The organism is Curtobacterium poinsettiae, from assembly GCF_025677645.1.
Lineage (GTDB): Bacteria > Actinomycetota > Actinomycetes > Actinomycetales > Microbacteriaceae > Curtobacterium > Curtobacterium poinsettiae_A.
This window is the reverse complement of record NZ_CP106880.1, coordinates 35,897-56,416: the sequence shown is the minus strand read 5'-3', so window position 1 is coordinate 56,416 and position 20,520 is coordinate 35,897. Positions and strand designations below refer to the sequence as shown.

13 protein-coding genes and 2 pseudogenes are annotated in these 20,520 nt (G+C 64.3%); 12 read left to right on the top strand and 3 right to left on the bottom strand.

The annotated features are described in order from the left end of the window. The first annotated feature begins 54 nt into the window (after positions 1 to 54). From OE229_RS17765 to OE229_RS17755, 3 genes are all read left to right on the top strand, one after another. Positions 55 to 1,200: an ATP/GTP-binding protein gene (locus tag OE229_RS17765; protein ID WP_111040475.1), complete on the top strand. Its 1,146-nt coding sequence runs from the start codon at positions 55 to 57 to the stop codon at positions 1,198 to 1,200. A gap of 440 nt (positions 1,201 to 1,640) precedes the next feature. Then, on the top strand, positions 1,641 to 6,428 hold the full coding sequence (locus OE229_RS17760) for a DEAD/DEAH box helicase (protein ID WP_262140228.1): 4,788 nt from the start codon (positions 1,641 to 1,643) through the stop codon (positions 6,426 to 6,428). Continuing rightward, positions 6,425 to 6,976 carry a DUF6998 domain-containing protein gene (locus tag OE229_RS17755; RefSeq protein ID WP_111040477.1) on the top strand — a complete coding sequence of 184 codons (552 nt, stop codon included), beginning with the start codon at positions 6,425 to 6,427 and terminating at the stop codon, positions 6,974 to 6,976. The genes OE229_RS17760 and OE229_RS17755 overlap by 4 nt, the downstream gene beginning before the upstream one ends. 114 nt (positions 6,977 to 7,090) lie before the next feature. On the opposite strand, the gene OE229_RS17750 is transcribed toward OE229_RS17755, so the two are convergent. Then, a complete protein-coding gene (locus tag OE229_RS17750; RefSeq protein ID WP_146247044.1) occupies positions 7,091 to 8,254 on the bottom strand; it encodes an SAVED domain-containing protein in 1,164 nt (387 codons plus the stop codon). Positions 8,255 to 8,355: 101 nt separating this feature from the next. On the opposite strand from OE229_RS17750, the gene OE229_RS17745 reads away from it, so the two are divergent. The 6 genes from OE229_RS17745 to OE229_RS17720 all read left to right on the top strand — a co-directional run bounded on the left by OE229_RS17745 (position 8,356) and on the right by OE229_RS17720 (position 14,739). Beyond that, positions 8,356 to 9,339: an SMODS domain-containing nucleotidyltransferase gene (locus OE229_RS17745; RefSeq protein WP_111040491.1), complete on the top strand. Its 984-nt coding sequence runs from the start codon at positions 8,356 to 8,358 to the stop codon at positions 9,337 to 9,339. Then, positions 9,336 to 11,024 carry a ThiF family adenylyltransferase gene (locus tag OE229_RS17740; RefSeq protein ID WP_263345377.1) on the top strand — a complete coding sequence of 563 codons (1,689 nt, stop codon included), beginning with the start codon at positions 9,336 to 9,338 and terminating at the stop codon, positions 11,022 to 11,024. The genes OE229_RS17745 and OE229_RS17740 overlap by 4 nt, the downstream gene beginning before the upstream one ends. Positions 11,025 to 11,450: 426 nt before the next feature. Further along, a complete protein-coding gene (locus OE229_RS17735) occupies positions 11,451 to 12,626 on the top strand; it encodes a site-specific integrase (RefSeq protein WP_259581580.1) in 1,176 nt (391 codons plus the stop codon). Next, on the top strand, positions 12,623 to 13,609 hold the full coding sequence (locus OE229_RS17730; protein ID WP_259581582.1) for a hypothetical protein: 987 nt from the start codon (positions 12,623 to 12,625) through the stop codon (positions 13,607 to 13,609). The genes OE229_RS17735 and OE229_RS17730 overlap by 4 nt, the downstream gene beginning before the upstream one ends. Before the next feature lie 532 nt (positions 13,610 to 14,141). Then, complete coding sequence (locus tag OE229_RS18145; RefSeq protein ID WP_369076223.1) at positions 14,142 to 14,534, top strand: FAD:protein FMN transferase; 393 nt, start codon at positions 14,142 to 14,144, stop codon at positions 14,532 to 14,534. A gap of 61 nt (positions 14,535 to 14,595) precedes the next feature. Next, a complete protein-coding gene (locus OE229_RS17720; RefSeq protein ID WP_259581591.1) occupies positions 14,596 to 14,739 on the top strand; it encodes a hypothetical protein in 144 nt (47 codons plus the stop codon). 312 nt (positions 14,740 to 15,051) lie between these two features. Here the strand turns inward: OE229_RS17720 and OE229_RS17715 are convergent, their stop codons facing one another. Next, positions 15,052 to 15,717, bottom strand: a complete 666-nt coding sequence (locus tag OE229_RS17715) for a hypothetical protein (protein ID WP_214585485.1) — start codon at positions 15,715 to 15,717, stop codon at positions 15,052 to 15,054. A 471-nt stretch (positions 15,718 to 16,188) separates the two neighbouring features. Beyond that, a complete protein-coding gene (locus tag OE229_RS17710; protein ID WP_214585487.1) occupies positions 16,189 to 16,533 on the bottom strand; it encodes a histone-like nucleoid-structuring protein Lsr2 in 345 nt (114 codons plus the stop codon). A 108-nt stretch (positions 16,534 to 16,641) separates the two neighbouring features. Between OE229_RS17710 and OE229_RS17705 the strand changes: the two are divergent. The 3 genes and pseudogenes from OE229_RS17705 to OE229_RS18140 all read left to right on the top strand — a co-directional run bounded on the left by OE229_RS17705 (position 16,642) and on the right by OE229_RS18140 (position 20,166). After that, positions 16,642 to 17,696: pseudogene (locus OE229_RS17705) on the top strand (PDDEXK nuclease domain-containing protein). A gap of 914 nt (positions 17,697 to 18,610) precedes the next feature. Further along, a pseudogene (locus OE229_RS17700) lies at positions 18,611 to 18,796 on the top strand (IS3 family transposase); the annotation flags it as partial. A 431-nt stretch (positions 18,797 to 19,227) separates the two neighbouring features. Next, positions 19,228 to 20,166 (top strand): trypsin-like serine protease, encoded by a 939-nt coding sequence (locus OE229_RS18140; protein ID WP_369076222.1) that lies wholly within the window; start codon positions 19,228 to 19,230, stop codon positions 20,164 to 20,166. Positions 20,167 to 20,520: the final 354 nt, after the last annotated feature.

Below are 20,520 nucleotides of genomic sequence, written 5' to 3'. Positions count from 1 at the left end.
TTGAGGCTCGATCGCGCCGGCGGCACTTAGCAGGACTTCGTCTAGGTTCGAGGGATGAAACCGTTGAAGGTTGCTCGGGAACAGCAGATTGCCGTGTTCGGTGAGTCGGGTAGTGGGAAGACAGTGTTGCTGTCGTCGTTCTACGGAGCGGCGCAGGAGCCGGCGTTCGTTCGAGACAGTGTGTACAAGATCACCGCGGACGACACCGCGCAGAGGAATCGGCTGCATCAGAACTTCCTCGGGATGCGAAACTCTGGCATCGCTCCTGAGTCGACTCGCTACACCGCGACCCGGTACGTGTTCTCGATCACCCGTCGCCCCACGGCAGGGGGGAAGGGCAAGAAGCCAGCGACGGAGGAGTTGCGGTTGGTCTGGCACGACTACCCAGGGGAGTGGTTTGAGGAGGATCCCTCGACCGCGGAGGAACTTGTCCGTCGGGGTGAGACGTTCAAGGCGCTGGTCGGCTCAGACGTGGCAGTCCTGTTAGTCGACGCGCAGCGGCTGGTCGACAACGCCGGCGAAGAAGAGCGGTACTTGAAGGCGCTGCTGACGAACTACATCGCCCACGTCTCGAAGGTGCGCGGCGAGCTCTTACCCGATGGGAAGCGGCTAGCGCGCTTCCCCAGGGTCTGGCTCTTCGGGCTGTCGAAGGCGGACTTGCTGCCGGAGATGGACGTGACGGGGTTCCGCGACCTGCTGGTGGAGAAGGCCGGGCAGGAGATGACGCTGCTACACGAAGAGCTCGCGGCGTTCGTCGAGGAGCCGGACGCATTCGCGCTTGGCGAGGACTTCGTGCTGCTGTCCTCAGCGCGCTTCGAGCCGGGGAAGATCGACGTTGACCAGCAGGTCGGGGTCAAGCTGATGTTGCCGATCGCTGCGATTTTGCCGTTCTCTCGGTACGTGCGGTGGGCAGGGGCCATGCGCCGTGGCAGCAAGGTGGCGAAGGAGCTACTGGACCGGTCCGGTCCCGTCCTTGCGTTCGTCGCGACGAAGTTGAAGCTGCCGGGCCCGTTGAAGCTCATCACGGTGGCGTTGCCGTTCGTCATGGACCCTCTCCTTGACCACAGCCGAGACAAGCTGGAGGACGCGTACAACACGGCGAAGGTTCGGCACGACTTCCTCACCGCGGTGCTGCTCGGCTTCCGCCTCGAGCTCGACCACGCTGTCGATGACAAGGTGTTGATCGAGAGCCCGAAGTGAACTTCCTCTGGTCCACCCGCGGGAAGACGTGGGGATTCCGCTTCCTCCACACGGCAGGCCTGGCCAACCCGCTCGCGGTCTACGAAGACGCGTTCGCCGGGACAGAAGGCACACCAGAGACCTTCACGAGACGCAACGGAACGCTTGCGGTGCGCTTCCCTGATCCCGATGGACGTACAGACCGAGCAGGGCGGGTCATCCCGCACGAGTTCGTCGTTCTCGCACCAGATCACGCCAATCTGCAGGACGCAGCCGCTGCACGTCGAACGCTGTGGGACGAGGTCAGGGAACCGTACGCGGCGGTTTGGGATCAGCCGTCGCCGCCGTCTCCAGACGCAATCTAGTAGGCAAAGTGGCCCGGTCGGGCGGATACGATTTCGGGGGTGCTCGTGCCGATCTAGCGGTTCTGAGTGTGTTGGCTGTGATGAGGGGCACGAACGATGACATCGATCCATGACCTGCTTGCCGAGTACGCGCAGATTGCGCCGGACACCCGCACGAAGGGGCGCCTGTTCGAGCGTCTGACGAAGGTGTTCCTGACGACGGACCCCACGTGGACGGCCCGGTTCGACGAGGTGTGGCTGTGGCAGGACTGGCCCGGCCGCGACGGCAAGCCCGACACCGGTATCGACCTCGTCGCCCGCGAGCGGCACGGCGGGGGCTGGTGTGCGATCCAGTGCAAGTTCTACGCCCCCACCTCCACCATTCAGAAGGGGGACCTGGACTCGTTCTTCACCGCGTCGGGGAAGCACCCGTTCACGTCGCGGATCGTGGTCGCGACGGCCCCGCTGGGCAAGAACGCGCAGGACGCGATGGTCGGGCAGGGTCTGCCGTCGAACCAGATCCCGATCGATGAGTTCGACCAGTCCGACATCGACTGGTCGACATACTCCTTCGACAAGCCCGACGAGGTCGCACCGCCGAAGAAGAAGCAGCTCCGCCCCCATCAGCAGGAAGCGCTCGACGCCGTCCGGTCTGGGTTCGCTGACCATGACCGCGGAAAGCTGATCATGGCGTGCGGGACCGGGAAGACGTTCACCAGTCTCCGCATCGCGGAAGACGTCGCCGGTGCCGGGGGGTCGGTTCTGTTCCTGGTGCCCTCGATCGCGTTGCTGTCGCAAACGTTGAAGGAGTGGTCCGCGGAACGCGCGATGGACATGCGGGCGTTCGCGGTCTGCTCGGACAGCAAGGTCGGCCGTGTCTCTGAGGACTTCACCGTCGCCGACCTCGCCTACCCGGCGACAACCAACACCGCGCAGCTGTTGACGGAGGTCGCGAAAAGCTCAGCGCCCGACGGACTGACTGTGTTCTTCTCCACCTACCAGTCGATTGACGTCATCGCGAAGGCGCAGGCCGAGGGGCTGGCGCCGTTCGATCTGGTGATCTGTGACGAAGCGCACCGCACCGCCGGGTTCATCCGGCAAGGCGCGGAAGAGTCCGCGTTCCTCCGGGTCCATTCGGACGATTCGATCCAGACGCAGGCGCGGCTCTACATGACCGCGACGCCGAAGATCTACGCCGAGTCCGCCCGCAGCCAGGCGGACGAGAACGCGGCGGTGCTGTACTCGATGGACGACGAAGCCGTGTTCGGGCCCGTGTTCCATCGGCTTGGGTTTGGGGAAGCTGTCGAACGGGACCTCCTCACCGACTACCGGGTCCTGGTCCTCACGATCGATGAGGACTCCATCGGGTCCGCTTTCCAGGAAACCTTCGCCGCCGACGGGGAACTGAACATCCCCGACGCTGCCCGCATCGTCGGGATCTACAACGGCCTTGCGAAGCGGGGCGTGCAGGGCATCGACACGACCGCCCCGAACGCGCACAAGCCGCTGCGCCGGGCGGTTGCGTTCTCCCGTTCCATCGCTGACTCGAAAACCGTCCGCGGATACCTCAACGGCTATGACGGTGTCGACGGCGTCCGTGCGGACAGCCTCGCCGGAGCCCGCATCGACCGGGACGCCGACGGCGACGAGCAGACGTTTCGCCTCGAAGCGGACCACGTCGACGGCGGGATGAACATCCTCGAACGGAACCAGAAGCTCGACTGGTTGAAGGCCGACACGGCGGGTGAGAACGTGTGCCGCATCCTCACCAACGCCCGCTGCCTCTCCGAAGGTGTCGACGTGCCCAGCTTGGATGCGGTCATCTTCCTCAACTCCCGCGACAGCCCCGTCGACGTCGTCCAGTCCGTCGGCCGCGTCATGCGAAAGGCCCCTGGCAAGGACTACGGCTACATCGTCCTCCCGATCGCAGTGCCCGCGGGGCAGTCACCCGAGCAGGCACTCAACGACAACACCAAGTTCAAGGTCGTCTGGGACGTCCTCCGTGCGCTCCGTGCGCATGATGAACGGTTCGAAGCGAAGATCGAACAGATCGACCTCAACGGCCGCACGGACACCGGCCCCGTCATAGGCACGCACTATGACGACCACGACCTGCCCGAGCCAGCACCGGGCACGGCGACCCCAGAGACGTCGCAGATTCCGCTCGACATGAGCGTTCTGGGGGCGGACTGGCAGAACGCCATCTACGCCCGCATCGTCGACAAGGTCGGCGAACGCGACTACTGGGAGAACTGGGCCAAAGACGTCGCCGACATCGCCGGCCGGCAGATCGCGCGCATCACCAGCCTCGTCGACGGCTCCAACGAGAGTCTGCGGACCGAGTTCACTCGCTTCGTGAAGGGACTGCAGGACAACCTCAACCCGGGCGTCAGCGAGCCGCAGGCGATCGAGATGCTCTCCCAGCACCTCATCACCCAACCCGTCTTCGATGCCCTCTTCGCCGGCCACGCCTTCAGTGACCACAACCCGGTGTCGCAGGTCATGCAGCGCATGGTCGACGCCCTCGAAGAGCAGAACCTCACCACCGAAACCAGCGACCTCGCTGGCTTCTACGCCGGCGTGCAACGCACCGTCGCCGGGATCACCGACGCGTCCGGCCGGCAGACGATCATCAAGCGGCTGTACGAGAAGTTCTTCACCGGCGCCTTCCGCGGCACCTCCGAACGGCTCGGCATCGTCTACACACCCAACGAGATCGTCGACTTCATCCTCCGCAGCGCCGACCGGCTCTCCCGCGACCACTTCGGCGCCGGCCTCACCGACCACGGCGTCCACGTCCTCGACCCATTCACCGGTACCGGCACCTTCATCGTCCGACTCCTGCAATCCGGCCTGATCACCCCGAGTGATCTCGCGCACAAGTACCGTCACGAGCTCCACGCGAACGAGATCGTGCTCCTGGCGTACTACGTCGCCGCCGTGAACATCGAGGCCACGTACAACGGCCTCCAGGGCGGTGAGTACGTGCCGTTCCCCGGCGTGGTCCTCACCGACACGTTCCAGACCGCTGAGGACGACGACACCTACGACGATCAAGGCGTGTTCGGCGACAATAACGAACGCGTGAAGCAGCAGAACGCCCTCGATATCCGCATCATCGTCGGTAACCCGCCCTACTCATCTGGGCAGGACTCCGCCAACGACAACAACCAGAACCTCAAATACCCCTACCTCGACAAGCGCATCGCCACCACCTACGCGGCCCGGTCCACGGGGCAGAACAAGAACAGCCTCTACGACTCCTACATCCGCGCCATCCGGTGGGCATCCGACCGGATCAAAGACCACGGCATCGTCGCCTACGTCACCAATGGCGGCTTCCTCGACGGCAACACCGCCGCCGGCCTCCGCCTCGCCCTCCAAGACGAGTTCACCGAGCTCTACATCCTCAACCTCCGCGGCAACACCCGCACCTCCGGCGAGCAGGCACTCAGAGAGGGCGGCCAGACCTTCGGCCCTGGCAGCCGCGCCACGATCGTCATCTCCCTGCTGGTGAAGAACCCGGACCGGCCGTCCTCCAGAACGATCCACTACCGCGACATCGGGGACTACCTCACCCGCGACGACAAACTCGGACTCCTCGAGCAGTATGGAGACTCCGACGGCGTCCCGTGGCGGCAGATTACCCCGAACGAACACGGCGACTGGATCAACCAACGCAACGACGCCTTCGAGGCCTTCACCGCGATCGGGGATCGCAAAGCGCCCGAGACGGCGATCTTCCGTAGCTTCTCAGCCGGGCTACAAACCAACCGGGACGCCTGGGTATACAACTCGTCTGAACCAGCCCTTCGCGGCAACGTCACCAGCATGATCGACGCCTACAACGCCGAACTCGACCGCTGGCAACGCGCCGGCCAACCCCAACCTGTCGAAAACTTCATCGACACCGATCCCCAACGCATCAGCTGGTCTTCGTCGCTACTCGCCCGCTTCAAACGTAAAGAGCGAATCAACGTCGGCAGCAACCAAATCACAACAAGTATTTATCGTCCCTTCAACCGTCAGCAGCTGTGCTTCGACCCTCGCCTCATTCACCGGCCCGCTCAGCACGCGTCGTACTTCCACTCGGGCCAGCGCAACCATGGCTTCTACTACGTGGGAGCCGGTTCGGCAGTCCCTTTCTCGGTCTTGATGATCGACGCAATCCCTGATCTGCATGTGACCGGAGCCGGGTCGGGCGGTCAGTTCTTCCCTCGGTACGTGTACGACGTCGAGCCACAGGGCGGAACGTTTGCGCTGTTCGACGGACCACAGCGGCGCGACAACATCACCGACGCCGCCCTCGCCACCTACCGACAGCTGTACGGGCAGGAAGTCACTGCTGATGACGTGTTCTTCGCTGTTTACGGACTCTTGCACTCCGAGGACTACCGACGCGAGTTCGACGCTGATCTGAAGAAAATGCTGCCGCGCATCCCGGAACTGACAGATCCGGCCGACTTCCGGGCGTTTGCGGCGGCAGGTCGGGCGCTGTCCGAGCTGCACATTGGGTACGAAAGCGCCGACTTGTACCCGGTAGAGCTCAGTGGGCCGATTCCCGCTGACCTGCGCGTGACGAAGATGCGGTACGGCGGCAAGGCGGGCAACTGGGACCGTACGGTCATTCACGTAGCGCCCGGCGTGACGATCAGTGGCATCCCAGCCATGGCGCACGAATACAAGCTTGGCTCTCGGTCGGCACTCGACTGGATCCTCGAGCGATACCAAGTCAAGACCGACAAGGCCTCAGGCATCGTCAACGACCCCAACGACTGGGGTGCCGAGCACGGCAATCCGGCGTACATCGTTGAGCTAATCCAACGCATCGTGACCGTCAGTGTCGAAACGGTGCGCATCGTGCAGAGCCTGCCGGCACTGCGGTACCAGGAATCCGCTGAATGACCCCGACCGACTTGGGCGTAGGCCCGGCGGAAGGGGTGACGCTTGCGTTCCGCCCGCAGGAGCTGACCGTTCGGCAGCTGCTCGCATCACACGTCGCTGTCCTCGACGAGCTCCTGCGGCGAGGGGTCGTCCGCACACGCAACGCGCCACTGGGTGATCTTGCTGAGACGATCGCGCTCCGCGCCTACTGTGGCACGCTTGCGCCCATTTCAGAGAAGAGCTACGACCTCACTACACCCAACGGCCGGCGCATCCAGGTCAAGGCGCGCCTTGTTGATCCCGCTGACCGCCGGTCTCAGAACTTCTCAGCGTTCAGGTCCTTCGACTTCGATGACGCCCTCTTCCTCCTCTTCGACGCAACCTCGTACGACCTGATCTGGGCGCGAGAGCTCACATCGGAAAAGACGCAAGCGATCGGTCGACGAGTCGAACACACCAACTCGTCCGCCATTGTCGTCCGGAACGTCGCCGCCGCCGGTCTTGACGTCACCGCCACCGTGCGATCGGCGTACGAGAGCATCGATGCCGCTTTGTCAAGGACCCCCTGAGCGGGCTCACGTCTGACGTGTAAACCGCTTTGCTGTGTGTCGTCAGGCTTGTTCGTCCGCCACACAGGATCGCTCGGTTCTGGTTCTCGCATCCCTGAGCCAGTGACGGGCAGCTCAACGAATAGTGATCGCCTCTTGGTACGTGTGGTCTTCGAGTAGCTGATAGACGACGAACTCGGGGTGGGCGTCGCGCATACGCCATCGGCCAAGTTCGATCGCGGCGGCGCATCCGACGGCCGCGACGAGGTGGACCCTCGTTGCAGAAGGGAACGCGTCCTCGACCCGTTGCAGAAGCGTCCGCCAAGCTCGGACGAAGTTTCGAAGCGTCTCTTGCGAGTTGATCGCGCCGACTCGCGGCTCGCCATCAATGCGAAGACTTGCCCGCGGCAGCGCGGCGACCGGACCTGGCACCCGATCGAGTTGGACCGCCGCCGTTAGCGACACGGATACGACCAGCTCGGTTGCTGATTGGTCTGGGGACGGGACATCGATGGCGAACTCGTTCGGCTCGCCGGGCTCGACAGGCCACCGCCAGCGGGTTCGACTGCCCACGCTGTGCGGCTCGAACACGTTGACGGGGTACTTGTTGCCAACCGATGCACCAAGGTCGACGAGGAATGGGATAGGCCCTAGCGCGAACAGACTCACAGACTCCGCCCCGACATCATCGACCATCGACTGAAGTCGTTCAAGCCTGTGATGGATGGTCATCTGTCCCGCGTTCCACGACTCCTCGCGGCTCTCGGGTAGCTGAAGTCGGACCTCTAGAGTTGAGTCCCGGTAGTGCTCACCAGCGAAGCGAAGGCTCTCGAACTGCAACGCCTCGGAGATCTGCTCCCGCGTGATCGATACGTCGTTGCCGCGGATCGGAGCCGTCAGCACGACGGCGGCGCTGGGCTCGAGTGAGGCGAAGTTCGTGGCCTCTCGTACGCGGGTCTCAAAATCGTGCTTCGTCTGCTGCAGCCAGTCCACGGGGAAACGGTCGGGATCGCCGTCGATCATCTGATGATGGGGCTGGCACAGCAGCATCAGGTTCGAGGGCTCCGATCGCTCGTCTGCCGTAAGGGGCGCCTGGCCTCGGGGTGACTTCGGACCGTCTGTAGCACCGACCTGGTGGGCGATCTGGCCGACCGCAATGGGCTTGTAGTCAAATTCCTCGGCGAAGAGGTACTTGGCGCAGAAGTTGCACCGGCCTGCTGACTTGGCCCAGATTTCCCGTTCCGCGAGCGGCGTGGGGCGCACCCGTCTCATTGGTGCGGCCACATCGTCATCAGTCACTGCGCACTCCCAGGCGTGTCGGTGGTCGGGATTAGGCTATGAACACCCACGGAACACGATAAGCGGTCATGTTCTGCCGGCCCGACCCGAACGGAGCCCTCGTGAAGCTCGCCGCCCACTTTGACACGCTGTTGACGGATCGCGTCAACCTCAGCGCGTCTCGTCTTCAGTCACTCGAAAACCGCGCGGGTAGTATCTACGCCGCGTTGAACCGGGACGAAACGCTCGGTCCGATGGTGCACGACATGTCGCAGCAGGGTTCCTGGGCGCAGAAAACCATCATCAACCCGTCAGGTGGGCGCGACTTCGATGCGGACTTCACGCTGCACCTCGCCGACGATTCGTCGTGGACCCCGAAGGACTACCTCAACGCCACCCGCAAGGCGCTGAACGACCACCACGACTACACCGGGATGACGCTGAATCGGAAGACGCGCTGCGTCCGCGTCCTCTACGCAAACGACTTCCACGTTGACGTCGTCCCGTCCATCGAGCGCGGCGGTGTCCGCCACATTGCAAATTACGACGACAACATCTGGGAGCCGACGAACCCGTCCGGGTTTACCACCTGGATGCAGGCGAAGGACGCCGACACACATGGCAACCTCCGTAAGGTGATTCGCTTGTTCAAGTGGGTACGGGACAACCGCAACAGCTTCAACGGGGTCCGCTCCATCTTGCTGACGACGATGCTTGGCGATCGCGTGTCCTCTGCCAACGAGATCCACGACTCTGGCTACTACGCCGATCTGCCATCTTCGTTCTTCCACCTCGTCAATGACCTCGACGCTTACGTGTGGGCACGCGAGAACAAGCCGTCGGTGACAGACCCGTCCGGGACGGGTCTCACGTTCGACCATCGCTGGACCCAAGAGACGTACGCGAACTTCCGTCAGCGGCTGCACACGATCGCCGACACCACCACTCAGGCGTACGAGTCGACAGACAAGGACGAGAGCGTCGAGCTGTGGCAGAGCCTGTTCGGCCCGGGGTTCAAAGAGGCCGGCGTCTCTACTGGCCGGCAGCGTTTTGGGAAGCCGGAGGAGTCGGCAGCGTCGTCCTTCATCGCGGGTCGCGCTGGATGACCGCTCATCGCCAGCCGACCGACTGGCAGATGGCATTCCTGGGCGAGACGCGCACGCTCGCGAACGACCCGCACTTCCCAATCCGGCTGAATGAACGTCGACAAGTCGACTCGCTTGGCCACCTCGTGCTGCTGATCACCATCAATACCGGCAACGTCGCCCGCGAACCAGGCGGGCTCGCCCTGGACTTGCATGAACAGGTCGAAGTTCACGTCCGCAAGGACTCGGCTCGACCACCGGCCGTGACGGTTGCCCACGACCGGTTCGTCGGGGCACCACATGTCCTCTACGGCCGCGAACTGTGTCTGTACTTAGATCCGGCCCGCGAGTGGGATCCTGCCGGCGGTGCTATCGGATTCTTCAACCGACTCTACGACTGGCTGGCGGACGCTGCCGAGGGCCGGTTCTCGGCACGCGATTCGCTGTACCACGCGATCGGCGGCGTCCCGGCGGGCGCAGAGAACGGCGAGATGCTATCCGTGCGATCGCAGATGCCAGACAAACCGGCGCTGTTTTGGGCCACCCGCCGGTCGGCCCGACGCATTGATGTTCGGGGCAATGCCGTCGAAGGCGCCGTCCCCGCTGTGTTCCTTCCCGTCGCGGCGCCCCTGCCCTATGGCGTCGGGGACACGATCGGCACGCTCATCAACCGGCTCAGGGCGGCGGAGGACTCCAACATCGCAATGATGGTGCGGACGTTGCAAAACGCCGCGAACCGGCCCGCCGCTGCGGATGGCATGTACATGCTCCTCGGCATCCCTCATCCCGCTGGCGGAGAACGCCACGTCGCGGCCGGCTGGATCGACGAAGACGGGATCACCGCGCTGCGGGCCATCACTCCTGCGACGGCGATGGCGGCGATCACATGGCGGGCTATGTCTGACGACCGGCCTGGCGTCTCGACCCGGCGCGACGTTGGAACCCACGCCGCTGGATTCCTTGGCAGCACGGTGACCCTCATCGGATGCGGGGCGCTCGGTTCTTGGTTCGCCGAGTTCGTCGTGCGCGCTGGGGTCGCGCGGATCGTGCTGGCAGATCCGGCGATGATCACCCGGGGACTACTCGTGCGTCAGAACTACGTCGAACTGGATGTCGGTCGTCCAAAGGATGACGCCCTCGCCGCGCGACTGCAAGCCATCGCCGACGATGTCAATGTCGATGTACTGACTGACCTCGATCACTCCGCAGCCGTCGCAGCGTTCACCAGTGCCGATTTCATCGTCGACGCAACCGCGAATCTCGCGGCCGGCGTCGATCTTGAGACCGCGTTGACGCACCTCGAATGCGATGGTGCCGTTGTGGCTCAGCTGGCGACGGACCCTTCCACCGGGTCCCGTGGGATCGTCACGGTGCGCGGCATCGGCGACACCCGTTCCTTGGCGTCCATCGATCACACGATTGGGCGGTCTGTACTCGAGCAGCCGCAGCTGGAGGCCTACCACGGGTTTTGGAGGAGGGCTGCACCCAGTGATCAAGTCACACCAGTTCGCGGCTGCTCGATTCCGACGTTTCACGGGTCCGCCGCCGACGAAGCGGCCGTCGCAGCGATGGCGGTCTCGGCGCTAGGGAGGCACCGAGGCGGCACGTCGACGGGGGCGCATTTGTTCGCGCTGCCGACCGGCGCTGCCGACGCACCCCCGGCACTGTGGGTCGACGCCCCAACAGCCGGAATGAAGGGCTCGTGATGCCCAGCCGGCCGCGTGCGGCGACCGCGGCGTTCGGGCTCTCGGTCGTCCCATCGGCAATCCGCTGAGGTTCATCGCGCGGCTGTCCCCAGCCGTGAATTCTCAAAGAATTCTCTGCTGGTGGCGCTTGCGACGCGACAGTGTGGAATTCGACAGATTCCTTGGAACTCATAGGAGCCATCGGCGACAAGTTCTGCGCGAAGGAGACAAGTTGTTTGCGCGGCGACATCTTGGTCGCTCTGGTCGCTTCCGCCCCCGCCAAGACGTTCCGAGAATGACTATTATCGGAACTGATACGGTAGGTGTACACAGTGCCGCTGGCAGGAGCGAGGTCATGTGGACGAGGCGAGCGAGGCGAGCGTCCGAACGAGCTCGCCGGGCGTCCGCGTAGTCGGTCGTGCGGCGTCTGCTGAGGAGCGCGCCGCAGTGGAGCGTTCCCGGACGGCGTTCGCGCGGCTCCGCACCGCAGCGGGGGAGGGGCGCCCGAGCGGCTCGGGTGCCGTGGTGGTGCCGGCGGACGCGTCACCGCAGGTCTTTGCCGAAGCGTCCTTGTCGCCGAACACCGTTCGCGCGTACCGATCGGACCTGCGGCAGTTCGCCCGGTGGCGCGCCGGGTTCCGCGACCACGAGATCTCCGAACCGCATGAGCTCGAGCAGATCACCACGGCACCGGTGGACCCGGCGGAGGTCGCGGCGTTCCTCGCCGACAAGGCCAACGCGGTCCTGCCGGACGGGGCCCAGCGGTACGCACCCGGCACGATCAGTCGTTACGTCGCCGCGATCGACTGGGAGCACGCCCGCCGCGGCCACACCCCACCCGGCACCACGCCGATCGTCCGCGACGTCCTCAAGGGGATCCGCCGCACCCGGTCCGTGCCGGTCCGGCGAGCGAAACCGATGACCTTGAAGGCGCTGCAGACGACCCTGCTGCAGATCGACGTCGCCGACCTGCAGACCGGCGCCCTCGGAACACGAGATCAGGCGTTGCTGCTCTTCGGGTTCGTCGGCGCGTTCCGCGAGTCCGAACTCACCGCACTGACCGTCGGAGATCTCCGCCTCGTCGACGGTGAAGGCGTCTACGCCCGAATCCGGAAGTCGAAAACGGACCAGGACGGTGCCGGCCGCATCAAGGTGCTGCAGCAGGGCGCGAACCCGGTCACCTGCGCCCCGTGCGCGTTCATCCGGCTCTCCCGGCTCATGGCCGCGCAGGACGCACGAGGCGAAGCCGGCCTGTTCGCCGCGCTCACCGGCGCCACCCTTGCCGTCCACGTCTGCACCGACGGGCTCGGCCCGGACCGGCTACCGCCATCGATGCCGTTCTTCCGCGCCGTGTCGAAGTGGGGCCTGTTCCGGAACACCGGCATCAGCCCCACCACGGTCGGCAAAGCCGCCGCCCGCCGCGCACACGCCGCCGGGCTCGGGGAAGAGGGCTGGTCTGGGCACTCCCTCCGTGCCGGGTTCGTCACCGAAGCACGCAACGCCGGCGCGACCGACGTGGAGATCATGAACCAGACCCACCACACCAACGCCTCGACCTTGCAGATCTACGACCGCGAATACACACCCCTGGTCCGCAACGCCGTCACCCGGATGCGGCTATGACCCCGCACACCCCACCCACACCTCACCCCGACACGGAGGTCCTGCTCGAGGCGCACTGGGGCAGGTTCATAGCGTGGTGCAGCGCCACCGGGCACGAGCCGCTGCCGGCGACGGCAGCCACGATCGAGCAGTTCCTGACCCAGTTCCCTGGGGCTGCGTCGACGCAGCGGCTCCGCCGACGCGCGATCCGCGCGCACCACCTCGCCGCCGGCCACCTGAACCCGCTCCCCGTCATCGAAGACCGTGTGTGGCCGCGACCATCACTCACTGACGCCGAGGCTGATGCTGTGGGCGAGGTGCTCGCGGCGATCCCGAAGTACCGGTACCCGATCGGGCTCCGCGGCCGGCGCGACGCGTTCCTCATCGTCCTCCTCGGCGTACTGCGCCTGACCCGCCAGCAGGCGCAAGCCATCACGGCGGACGATGTCGCAGTGACGAGCATCGTGCGCATCCGCGGCACGGTCGTCCCCTCCGCCGACGACCCAGCGGCGTGTGCGGCGTGCGCGGTGACCCGGTGGTTGCGGATTGTGGGCCTGGTCTGGGCCGGATTTAGAGGCGACGTCATCGGCCTGCTCGATCCCACCAAGGGCAATCTCGATCAGCATGACTGCGAGCAGCCACTGCCGGGGCAGTGGCGCCGAGCAGAGCAGCTGCTGTTGCCGTTAGACGTGCACGGCTGGGCCCGTACCGGGCTCACCTTGTCTAGCAGGTCGATGACGAGCATCATCTCCAGTAGACGCGCCGCCGCCGCCGCACACGAGACGGATCGAGAGGCTGTCGGACCGGTGGTTCGCCAACCGTACCGGTTCGCGCAACTCACCTTGCAGGAGACCTACGACGAGCTCGGTGCCGTGGACGCCACCGCTGACGAGATTCTCGCTCGGATCACGGCCCTCTGGAGCGACGCTCGAGCGCTCGACGCTGCCTTCGAATCCAGCGCCAGCACACGGAACCATCAGATCGCAACTGATAGCAACCGATAGCTTTGGGTGAGAGAGTCGGCCGGTACGACCGGAACCGTGTTGACGGGCGACAGCGCCAGCAGCGGGACCAGCGGAGGCACCACCGGCACCGGGAAGACCGGTGGGTCGTCCGCCACCGGCACCTTTCCCGGCGACACGACCCAGACCCGGTACGGTCCGGCGCAGGTCGAGATCGCCGTTGCGAACAGGGGAGATCACTGACGCCACCGCGCTGCAGCTCACGAACAGCGACGGCCGGTCGGTGCAGATCAAGCCAACAGGCCGCCCCAATCCTCCGGCAGGAGGCGCTGCAGGCGCAGTCCGCCCAGATCCGTCCGTCAGCGGCGCGACCTTCACCAGCGAGGGCTACACGACGTCCGTTCAGTCCGCGATCGACAAGGCCGGACTGTGAGCGGCGTCGCGACTTTCGAGACGATGGGCACCGTCGTGAGTCTCCGGGGCGCGACTCCGGAGACGGCGTCAGCGGTGCGCGCAGTGTTCGCCGGCTACGACCACCGGTACAGCCTCTACGACCCGTCGTACGTGCTCAGCCGTGTCGCCGACGTATCGCTCCGGCTCGCGGACACCCCCACCGAAGTTCGCGACGTGTACGCACTCGCGCTCGACTGGCGGGAACGGACCGGCGGATCGTTCACCCCCCCACCGCCCCGATGGGGTGATCGACCTTTCCGGCGTCGTCAAGGCGCTCACACCCCGCGATGCCGGTGCGGTTCTCGACACCGCGGAGGGCGGGGCCGGAGACTGGATGATCAGCGCCGGCGGTGACGTCCTCGTTCGTGGCCACCACCGCGGCAACGACCCGTGGAGCGTCGGCGTCATCGATCCGGCTCACCGGGACACCGTTGTCGGCTCGTTCGGCTCGATGCGCCCCGGCGGTCCTCATCGCCATCACGGGCACGCTCGACCGCGGCGGCATCACCCCTGAGCGGTTGTGACGCGGTGATAACGCTGGTCGTAGCAACGGCCTCGGAGAGGCGACAAAGGGTATGAGCCCGATCAACGACGACGAGTACGCGGCGCAGCCGGGCTGCATAGGCTGCGGCAGCGAGTACCGCGCGCCGATCGTTGTCGCTTTGGAAGGCACCGCTGATGATCACGAGCCGCTTTTCGTCTCTCACCGCGTCGGATAGCCGGACGATACAGCCCTTCTATGTCGCCTTGGCAGGTCATCAGCTCCCACGGTACCGACCGCAGCATCACTCAGGTCACACACGCAAATGGCATCGACCGTGATTCCGTCGTCGATCTCACCGGCCCGCAACGCGCGCCCTTTACGCCGCGACCGGACGGAGCCAGCGTCCGATCGGCCCTGACCGCTGTGGATGGGACGGCTGAATCGACTTCCGGGCTGGTCGTTGTTGGAGGTGCTGCGAGGGGTCGCCGTTGCAGCCCGAGGGGCGAAGGTCCCGGCTTTGTGGGTACCTTCGCCCCGTCGTTGTGGATCAGGAGCAGTGCGACTTCCACACCTTCGGGAAGTCGAAGTAGTAGCCGCGGCCGCAGCCTCCGCTCTTGATGAATTCGGCCGATCCAGCCACGACCGCGCCGAGTGCCGCGCACGAGATCTTCGATAGGTCGAGGGTGATGCACACGGCGGCGAGGTAGGTGCCGGCGCCCACGGTGATGATCGTCTTCACGACGGGGCCCGAGATGTAGAACTCGTGGTTGTTCCACCAGTGCTTGCTCTCCGTGATTCCTGCAGCGGTGCCCGAGCTCGCGGGAGGTGCAGCCTGCACCTGGCGGACGTCGTTCTTGCTGAGGTGTGCTGCTGCGACGTCAGCAGTGGTGGTGGCCGAGCCGTCCAGGTTCAGCCACGGGGCGACGGTGTGGCCGTTGGCCGTGAAGCCGGTGCTGGCGAGCTGCTCGAGTGCGTCCGTGGAGACCCGTCCCGCGTCGATGTCCGCGGCGATGGTTCCGTGCTCGATCGATTCGATGACGGCGCTCTGCGCGGCAGTGTGACCTTCGGTGGTGCCGGGGATCGTGGCGGCCGTTGCCGCGGGACTGGGTGCGCCGAGGGCGGCGAGCAGCGTCGCCGTGGCAAAGACGGCGGTGGTGAGCAGGTTCTTCCGCACCCGTGCTGTGGTGCGCGGTCGGACGGCGTGTTCCATCATCGGATCCCTTCGAAATGCTGTTCGGGTGGCGATCACCCGGCATTGATGGTCCGGGCGTCAGACGACGGTGTGGAAACTGTCGGGTGACTCGCAGACAAATCGACGGGTTTGATTAGACGAACGTCTGTTGAAACGGCACTCAGTGCGCTGTGCAACTCGAGTGGTCCGGGCGGTCAAGGGCTGAGTGCGCTCTCCGCTCCGGCACCGCAGACCGATCAAGCCACGCGAATCACACGGGCCGACCGGGCGCTCTCACGCGATCGTCTTGCAAGATCCGGCTCATCCGTGACGGAACCTGCCGCATTGATGGCAGCGACGAGCAGCGCGGGTCAGCGATCATAGAACTCGCTTTGCAACGCGCATTCGGCTGCTGAGCGGCCACCTGGACCGTCATAAGAGGGCCGTATCGGCGCCAACGCGAAGAGCTGGCCACCATGAAGGGGGGGCGGCTCTTCTCGTTGGGGAGTGGCGTCAGTGTGCGGCGTCGTACGCGTCGCGGACGGCCTGGCTGATGCGGCCGCGGGAGGAGACTTCGTGGCCGTTCGCGTTCGCCCACTCGCGGATCTTCGCGAGCTCTTCCGAGTTCCCGCGCTTCGGCGCGCCGCCGGCGCTGCCACGGCCGGCTCGGCCGGTGACCTTGCGGGCTGCGGCGGTATAGTCGGAGAACGTTTCGCGGAGGGTTTCGGCGTTGGCGTCGCTGAGGTCGATCTCGTAGTGCCTGCCGTCGAAGCTGAACGTGACGGTGCGGCCGTGGCCGTCTTCGATGGTGTCGCCGGTGAGGTCGTCGACGAGGTGCGTGGTGACTTTCTGCGCCATAGTGAGGTGGCCTTTCGCTCTGGGTCGTATCCACTCTGGCATAGGTGTTCCCGTGAGGCGCATTGTTGAGCGCTCGTTCGATCCCTCAGTCGGGCAGACTGAGTGGTGATGACTGATTCGTTGCCATCCGTATCCGGCTACGCCGCTGCTCTTGCGGAGTTGAAGCAGCAAGTGCGCGCTGCCCGGTTTGCCGCGTAGCGCCGCGTGAACACTGAGCTTGTCAGTCTGTACTGGGGGATCGGTGCGACGATCTTGCAGCGTCAGGGCGATGAGGGGTGGGGGAGTAACGTCATCGGTCGGCTCGCGGCGGATCTGCGTGCGGAGTTCCCGGAGATCAAGGGGTTCTCCCCACGCAACCTTGCGTACATGCGTGCGTTCGGGGCGGCTTGGCCGGAGGAGCAGACTTTGCAACAGGCTGTTGCACAACTGCCATGGGGTCACATCACCGTCCTCCTGGACCGGCTCGACGATCGTGAGCTCCGGGACTGGTACGCCGCCCAAGCGGCTGCGCATGGCTGGTCCCGGAATGTCCTCGGGCACTAGATCCGGTCCGATGCGCATACCCGATTGGAGGCGGCGCCGACGAACTTCGCCGAGGTCCTTCCACCGGCCGAGTCGGACTTGGCGCAGCAGATCACGAAAGACCCATATGTGCTGGACTTCATCGCCCTGGATGGCGACGCGAAGGAACGCCACCTCGAGCAGCCACTCGTCGACCGGATCATCGACACTCTCCGCGAGCTCGGCGAAGGGTTCGCGTTTGTGGGCCGGCAGGTGCACTTCGACGTCGACGGGGACGATTTCTACGTCGACCTGCTGTTCTTCCACGTCGAGCAGCTCCGGTACGTGGTCATCGACAGCTCCGGTGGGTGGTCGTCGAGCTCAAGACCGGGAAGTTTAAGCCCGAGTACCTCGGCCAGCTCGGCTTCTACGTCGCCCTCGTCGACGACAAGCTCCGCCGCCCCCAGCACGCTGACACCGTCGGCCTGCTGCTGGTGGCGGGTAAGAACGACGCCGTTGTCCGGTACTCCCTCGCGGGTCAGCAGACCCCGATCGGTGTCGCCAGCTACGACCTCCTCCCACCCGCGGTCCGCGCTGCCCTGCCCTCGGAAGCCGACCTCGCAGCCGCACTGGCGACGGAGACCGACACTCTCGAACCCTGACCTGGAGTGCCACTGAAAGCTTCCTTTGAGCCTTGCTAGCTGTGATGTCCAGGCAGATTGTTGAGCCGGCGGATGGGTCCTGACGTAATTGTAAAAGTGGAGCGAGCTGGGGAGCGCCTTCCTCTTGGAAGCCTCAAAACTGGCTTGCGTTTGGCGGCCGCTTCGACGACAGGGATATGAGCCTGCTGCAGCGCTTCCGTCAAGGACGCTCAATAAGAGCTAGTTCCCTCGACACGAAGAGCTAGTCCCCTCGACACGGCGAGTCGACTGGCGGTTCTACGGTCGATCCATGCCAGTGCGCGGGTGACACCCGCCGGACTTGTTGGAAGAGTCGCTATATCAACGATGCCGCCGGTGCGGGGGGGCGAGGACGACGTAGGTGTGGGTTCTGGCGTGCGTGTCGACGCCGATGACATGCGTGTACTCGTCTGCGACGAAGGGCATGCGGGACTCCTTCCAAGACGGGAACCGTGTTGGTTCCCGGCCCGGGGAGAGCCGTTGCGGGGCGGATCTCTAACGATTCACAGCCAGGTGACGGGTTGGACGACCTTCTATCAAGCCATCGCAGCGGACGAGCTGGCACCAGCCCCACTTCCCGCGGCGAACGAGTCGGACGAGTGTCACGCCGCAGGGCCGGACAGATAGCCGAAGAGTCACACCACGAGCCGGGACCGCGCCAGCCTGTCAGCAGGCCTGCGGCCAGCCAAGGACCATTAGAGACAGCCGATGCTTTGACCGAAATGTGTTGGTTTCAGCTATTGGACGCGGGAGCCTTTGGATGGTGGGCGGCAGGCACGCGGTCTGGGACACTCCTGCCCTCCGCTTACTGCAGGGGTTGCCCAGGCGGGTACAAGCGTCTGAAGCGGAGGTGCTGCTGGTTCGGTTGGCTCCTGACAGGTAGGCGAATGCGTTCCTTCGCACTTCTGCAGAAGAACGTTCTGAACCTGAAACGTTGGGAGACCCGGGAAGAGCTCCGGCGCGCGATCGTTACGTGGATCGAGGGGATTTACGACCGGAAACGGCGCCAACGTGGTGTGGGGAAGTTGACCCCGAATGAGTACGCGGCAATCATCGACCGAACGGTCACCCTCGCGGCATAAACGAACGAGTCAAACAAACCTCCAGCAGTCCTGTTCTTAACCAGTGGCGGATGTGGTTGGCTTTGGCGAAGCGTGGAGTCGTGACCGATAACACCAACCTTGTGGGTCATCGAATCTGACAATTGAACATCGCCAGCAGCGATACATCTCTGCGCGCACGTCAACGATGGAAGCGGCTGAATAGATTAGGTGCGACAGATCGCTGAACACGGTGGGCGAAATCGATCGGTGGGCGAAATCGATCGTCGACCGCGTTGCCTAAGAGCAGCCAGTCGCTAACGGGACGCCCGCGGGACCCTTCTAGACGGATCGCGGCCTCGAAGCAGCATGCCGCAGATTCCGCTGGGACACATATACCCGCCTGAGCATAACCTCAGCGCCCAACTCGCTTCATCGGTATAGCGTTATGGATAGCTGTACTATTCCGGAGAATGCCGGCTACGAGTCCGCAGGCGTTTTATGCTGGCAATTTGCGATCGTGGCAAATGCGATCACAGGGTAATGGAGTATTAATGGGTATTCGAAGTTCACGTAATCATCCGACTGCAATTGTCGCTATAGTCGCGATGATTGTTGCGTTTGCCGCACCCGCTGTCATCTCGGAATCGGCAGATGCGGCTGATTCGCTTGCACGGAACAGTTTGCCAGTGAGAGCCGGAACTCAGCTCGTATTCGCCGGAACTCGATCGGGTCCACACTTTTCACCAGATGCTGTCTGCACGGCTGGCCCGGTCGTTCGCTCCACAGGCATATTTGCGCGGCTATCCCAGTATGCGCGAGCGGTTCGCTACGTTGTAACGGCTGGGCACTGCGCATCGGAGACTGGCCAGACGGTGCGTGTTGGCACTGTAAGCGTCGGGGCCGTCACCTGGATCTCCGGGCGTTACGACCTCGCCCTTGTCCGTATCGAGCCTTTGTCCAGCCGTCACCAGCAGTGCCACAGTACATCTGGCGGTTTCGTGCGATGCCATATCGTGGTCGATTGGCAACCTCGTGCTTCTGGTCAAGTAATTCTGATTCGCAATCGGGCTGGGCATGAGCAATCTGTAGCGGTCCAAGGAACTGGAACGCCTGCACCGCGAGAGATTTACTGCGTAAGTGGTCGAAGCAGTGGTGTAATTTGCTCTTTCCGAAGCGTCCCTAAACCGCCCGATCTCGAGCCCGGTGCCGGTCAAGCTTTTTCCGAGACTTTTGGGGCCAATACGAGCGACGGGGACTCTGGCGGACCCGTGGTTAGCCAGTCAGGTAGGATTTATGGAGTTCATGTTCAAGGCGGCGACCCCGAAAGCCGGTTCCCAACTATCGAAGCTTACATTCCCATCGGTCTGTTTTTTCGTGAGCAGCCAGCGTATGAGGTCGTGCGTGACTGATGCCCGAAGTGAGTATTTGTAACTTGAGGCAGCTTTGCGGTAGAGGCTAACGAGTCGTTTGGTTAGCGATATTGCTCGTATATCGGATGAGGTATACCCGGCTTAAGCACGTCTGCAACGGCCCCGCACTCCGACTCTCCGCTGTTCACGAGACAAGCGGGTGACGCACGAGATGCCAGCACCACTTCGTCCAATCTGCCCCCGCGCCCAGTTAGCTGTGGAGGGCCGAGGGTGCGAAAGAGACGATCGGGCAGGCGCATGGCCTTCTCCTAAGTTGCCTGCGTCCTGCCTTAGTGGAATGGGGAGCCTCGCACTCCAGGTGCGCATAGCGTCGTTCACCAAGTTGCCAGGAGT